The following is a 5,004-nucleotide window of genomic DNA, read 5'->3' on the forward strand; positions in this document are numbered from 1 at the left end:
GGCCCAGAAGATTGCGGTGCTTGTGAACTGTGCAGCGCTGGACGGCCAGATCCTCTCCCCAGAGCGCGACAAGCGCGGCCTCAAGCCCGGGGGCGCCGTCGACAATGACAAACTCCGGCCGTTTGAGGCCGCGCGCATCGAGATCGCCGAGGAACTCGGCCCAGGCAGCTTTACTTTCACCGCCCATATTCTTGATGGAAAGCAGCACTTTCTGTCCGTCCCGACGTATGCCTATGGCCGCCAGCACCGAGATATTCGTGGCCTTCTTGTCGATGCGTGTCTTGATCACCGTGCCGTCGAGGATCAGCCGGACGATGCCCTCATCGGCCAGGTTGCGCGCCACCCAGGCATCCCAGTCGACCTTCACCTTGCGCCAAGCCCGACTGACCACGTCCTTGCCCACCGCCCCTTCGAATAGACCATACAGCGCCCGCTTCACCCGCCGCGTGTTGGTTCCGGCCAGATAGACCGAGGCAATCAAGGCCTCGGCTTTCTTCGTCAGCCGCTGGTAACGCGGCAGCGCTTTTGAGCGCCATTCCGTGGTATTGCCGGCCTCATCGATGGCGCGGGCGTGCGGCACGCTGACCGTTTCCGCGCCGAAGGTGCCGACAAGTTGGCGCTCGCGATGCCCGTGGCGGTACCCCGTAGGTTTTTTGGTGCCCCGGTCATAACGGCAGCGCCCCAGAAACGCGTCCAGCTCCTCTTCGAAAACCGCCTCAATCGTGGCGCGGATATTCTCTCGTAGCCGATCCTCGATCGGATCAAAGCCCGCTTCATTGGCCAGTAGCGAAAGCGCGGTAGTGTCGGTATTGTTCTTCATGGCGTGATCTCCCTGGCGGTTGCTGCCGCCGGTTGGGTGGGTTTGAGTTCACCCGGAGATTACGTCACCTTCAAATTTCCACCACCTTCGCGACACGACCTTCCTGCGCGCTCTGATGGATCGGGGTCTGCGTGGGGTCAAGCTAATCATCGCCGATGAACACAAGGGCCTGAAAGGTGCCGCCGCCAAAGTGCTGGATGCCACCATCCAGCGCTGCCGCGTGCATTTCATGCAAAATGCGCTGGCCTGTGCCGGCAAGAAAGACAGCCCATTGTCACAGCGGCGCTCAGGACGGCCTTTGAGCAAGACACGCTGCAGCGTCGAAAGAACACTGGGCCAATTCAGCCGCGCCATCCTAAGCTCGCTGAACTGATGCTCCGCGCTGAAGACGACGTGCTAGCCTACAAGACTTTCCCGCAGGCTCACTGGCGACAGATCCATTCCACTAACCCGCTTGAGGGCCTAAACAAAGAGATCAAGCGTCGCACCAATGTCATCGGTATTTTCCCCAACGAGCCAGCCATCAAACGCACTCGTTAGTGCGCTGACGCTGGAGCAGAACGACGAGTGAGCGGTCACTCGCCGTTACATGACGCTGGAAACCGTCGCCGCCATCTGCGAGGATAACACTATGGACCCGGCGAAAATCGCCGCCCTGTAAACCGGCTCAAAATCCAGCCGGAGAACAAACTACGCCACGTGCTGGGACACTACCGCGCGAAAAAATATGACCAGATCAGTTCTGCTGTGGCTCTTGCTTGTGGGTAGGACCGGTGGTCCTACTTTGCCAATGAAAGCAACCGGATTGAAGGTCGTTTCATCCATCTGAGGGATGCTGGCTCCATCGAAATCAAGAACAGACCCGTATGGCAGGACCGGGGGGCTGGATCGAAATAGAATGAAAGGGGAGGGTGGGCCGCAAAACGATGGATGTAAGCTCTGATCTTGTATCAGCCCGCAACAGGCGAAAGACTTATGATCGATGGTTTGGCACCTGCTACACTCCGTCACGAGGGGATCTTGCGCCCTTGGAATGACAGATCGTCCAGAAAGACGGCTTCGACTGGCGGAGACGGAAGTTCAAATCGCTCTCGAACGTGGCCTGCGCTGCGCCATTTGCACCCGCAAGTCGAGTGAGGAAGGGCTCGATGTCAATCACGGCAACAAAGCCAGAACTTCACATCATTGCTCGGTAGAACGACTTCATCCAGGTGCCATTTAGAACTGGTGCCTAGCCTGTTATGCTCGATGTAATCGGCGAAATGGCGACCAAACCGGTTCACCCAGTTCTGGATGGTTTCCCGGCTAACTATCATGCCGCATTCGGCAAGCAGATCGTCGACATCCGCCGTGCTGAGCGCAAATCGATGATACGCTCAGACAGCATAGGCGACGATTTCGCGAGGGCAAACTGAAACCCTTCAGCTTAGGCCGCGCGCAAGGTATCTTCATCACGATAGCCTATGAGAAAGCCCAAGAGTAAACAAATTGACAATCCCCATTTCATGGGTATCTATGGTTGTCTGTGTTGCAGCTTCACGCGTCTTTGGCGTGAATTGGGTCGTAGGGCGCGAGATCCCTCAGATAGGTGCCATAGCTGTTCTTGGCGAACATCGCGGCCCGCGCCGCCAGGTCCTCGGCACTGATCCAGCCCTGACCATAGGCGATCTCGTCCGGGCAGCCGACCTGCAGCCCTTGGCGTTCCTCCAAGGTGCGCACGAAATTGCCCGCGTCCAGCAGGCTGGCATGGGTCCCGGTATCGAGCCAGGCATAGCCGCGCCCCATCTGCTGCACACTCAACGATCCCTCGGCCAGATAGATTTCCAGCAGAGAGGTGATCTCCAACTCACCGCGCGGCGAGGGTTTCACCCTGCGCGCCTTCTCCGGTGCCGTGCCGTCCATGAAGTAGAGCCCGGTCACCGCGTAGTCCGATTTCGGCGTCTCCGGCTTCTCGATGATGCTGCGGACCCGCCCCGCATCGTCGAATTCCACCACGCCATAGCGTTCGGGGTCCGAGACGCGATAGCCAAAGACCGTGGCGCCCGCCTCCTGCGCCGAGGCGCGCTGCATCAACTCGGGCAGACCGTGGCCGAAAAATATATTGTCGCCCAGCACCATGACCGACGGGCTACCATCCAGAAACGCTTCGGCCAGGATATAGGCCTGCGCCAGCCCGTCGGGGCTGGGTTGCTCCACATAGCTCAGTGACACCCCCCACTGGCTGCCATCGCCCAACGTGCGTTCAAACTGCGCCCGGTCCTGCGGCGTGGTGATCATGCAGATCTCGCGGATCCCGGCCAGCATCAACGCGCTCAGCGGGTAATAGATCATCGGCTTGTCATAGACCGGCAGCAGCTGTTTGCTCAGCCCCATGGTGATCGGGTACAGCCGGGTACCAGAGCCGCCGGCCAGAATGATGCCCTTGCGCTTGCTCATGTCATGTCTCTCCAAGATCTTTCAAAATATCCGTGAGCCCGCGCCGCCAGTCCGGGCGGGAAAGGCCGAAAACAGTCTCTAACGTGGCGCAATCAAGCCGGGAATTGAGCGGGCGCGCCGCCGGGGTGGGATAGGTGGATGTGGGAATATCGCGCACCGCGCAATTGATGCCGGCCTGCGCGAAGATCTCGCGCGCGAAGCCGGCCCAGCTGACATCCGGGGCGCCGGAAAAATGATAGGTCCCGCGTTTTTCAGGCTCTGATACGAGGGTTTTGGCCATATGCACACAGGCCGCCGCGATATCCGCCGCCGGGGTCGGCCCGCCGATCTGATCGGCCACGATGGTGAGCGTCTCGCGTTCTTTCCCCAACCGCAACATGGTCTTGATGAAATTACTGCCATGCGCCGACACCACCCAGGAGGTGCGCAGCACTGCATATGCACCACCTGCCGCGCGCACCCCCGCCTCGCCCACCAGCTTGGAACGGCCATAGGCGTTGAGCGGCGCCACCGGATCGCCCACGTGCCAGGGCGTCTCGCCAGAGCCGTCAAACACGTAATCCGTCGAGATCTGGACAAAGGGCACGCCCAGCCCGGCACAGGCCGCCGCCATGGCCGCCGGGGCAGCACCGTTGATCGTGGTGGCCAGCGCTTCCTCACCCTCGGCGCGGTCCACCGCCGTATAGGCGGCAGCGTTGATCACCGCGCACGGGGCGTGGGCGCGGATCGCTGCGGCGCAGGCGGCAGGATCGGTGAGATCGGCCTCGGCGCGGGACAGAAACCGCGCCCCGGAGTCCAGCCGCTGCAGCTCGCGCGCCACCTGACCGGTCTGGCCGAACACCAGCAGCCCGGTCACGCCTTGACCCCCAACCGCTCGCCAACACCGGCGCGCGCCTGCAATGGGCGCCACCAATCCTCGTTGTCGAGATACCATTGCACGGTGCGCGTCAGCCCCTCCTCGACCGTCACGGAAGGGCGCCAGCCCAGCTCCTGCCGGATGCGGCTGGGGTCGATTGCATAGCGCGCATCATGGCCGGGGCGATCGGTGACGAAGGTGATCTGATCGGCGTAGGAGCCCGCCGGTTTCGGCCGCAACGCATCAAGAATACCGCACAGCGTTTTCACCAACTCCAGATTGCTGCGCTCGTTCTCGCCGCCGATATTATAGGATCGGCCCAGCCGCCCCTTTTGCAACACGCACAGCAGCGCCTCGGCGTGATCCTCGACATAAAGCCAGTCGCGCACGTTGGAGCCATCACCGTAGATCGGCAGCGCCTTGCCCGCCAGCGCATTGAGGATGATCACCGGGATCAGCTTTTCGGGGAAATGATAGGGCCCGTAATTGTTTGAGCAATTGGTCAGGACGATCGGCAGACCATAGGTCTCGTGCCAGGCCCGCACCAGGTGATCCGAGCTCGCCTTGGAGGCAGAATAGGGGCTGCGCGGATCATAGGGGGTGTCCTCGGTGAACTTGACCGACGGGTCGGCGGGCAGCGAACCATAGACCTCGTCAGTCGAGATATGGTGAAACCGAAAGCCCTGCGGCTTGCCCTGCCCGATCCAATAGGCGCGCGCCGCCTCCAGCATGTTGTAGGTGCCGGTGATATTGGTCTCGATGAAATCCCCCGGCCCGTCGATCGAGCGATCGACATGGCTCTCCGCCGCCAGATGCATCACCGCATCCGGCTGATGCGCGGCAAAGGCGGCATCAAGCGCGGCGCGGTCGCGGATATCGGCCTGCACAAAGG

At 61.3% G+C, this 5,004-nt stretch carries 4 protein-coding genes and 2 pseudogenes; 1 reads left to right on the forward strand and 5 read right to left on the reverse strand.

The window, feature by feature from the left end:
* Positions 1-820: IS256 family transposase (locus E1B25_RS21765; RefSeq protein ID WP_132831660.1), on the reverse strand; the 820-nt coding region annotated here is incomplete at its 3' end.
* A 94-nt stretch (positions 821-914) separates the two neighbouring features.
* On the opposite strand from E1B25_RS21765, the pseudogene E1B25_RS22890 reads away from it, so the two are divergent.
* Positions 915-1,481: pseudogene (locus E1B25_RS22890) on the forward strand (transposase); the annotation flags it as partial.
* Between the two features lie 505 nt (positions 1,482-1,986).
* Here E1B25_RS22890 and E1B25_RS22700 read toward each other — a convergent pair.
* The 4 genes and pseudogenes from E1B25_RS22700 to rfbB form a co-directional block, all read right to left on the reverse strand.
* Positions 1,987-2,272, reverse strand: a pseudogene (locus tag E1B25_RS22700) (IS6 family transposase); the annotation flags it as partial.
* An 84-nt stretch (positions 2,273-2,356) separates the two neighbouring features.
* Complete coding sequence (gene rfbA, locus E1B25_RS21785) at positions 2,357-3,256, reverse strand: glucose-1-phosphate thymidylyltransferase RfbA (RefSeq protein ID WP_132831662.1); 900 nt, start codon at positions 3,254-3,256, stop codon at positions 2,357-2,359.
* A gap of 1 nt (position 3,257) precedes the next feature.
* Positions 3,258-4,112: a dTDP-4-dehydrorhamnose reductase gene (rfbD, locus tag E1B25_RS21790; protein WP_245510826.1), complete on the reverse strand. Its 855-nt coding sequence runs from the start codon at positions 4,110-4,112 to the stop codon at positions 3,258-3,260.
* Positions 4,109-5,004, reverse strand: an 896-nt coding sequence (rfbB, locus tag E1B25_RS21795; protein ID WP_132831664.1) for a dTDP-glucose 4,6-dehydratase, incomplete at its 5' end; no start/stop codon positions are given. The genes rfbD and rfbB, both read right to left, overlap by 4 nt.

It is taken from the genome of Antarcticimicrobium sediminis (genome assembly GCF_004348975.1).
Lineage (GTDB): Bacteria > Pseudomonadota > Alphaproteobacteria > Rhodobacterales > Rhodobacteraceae > Antarcticimicrobium > Antarcticimicrobium sediminis.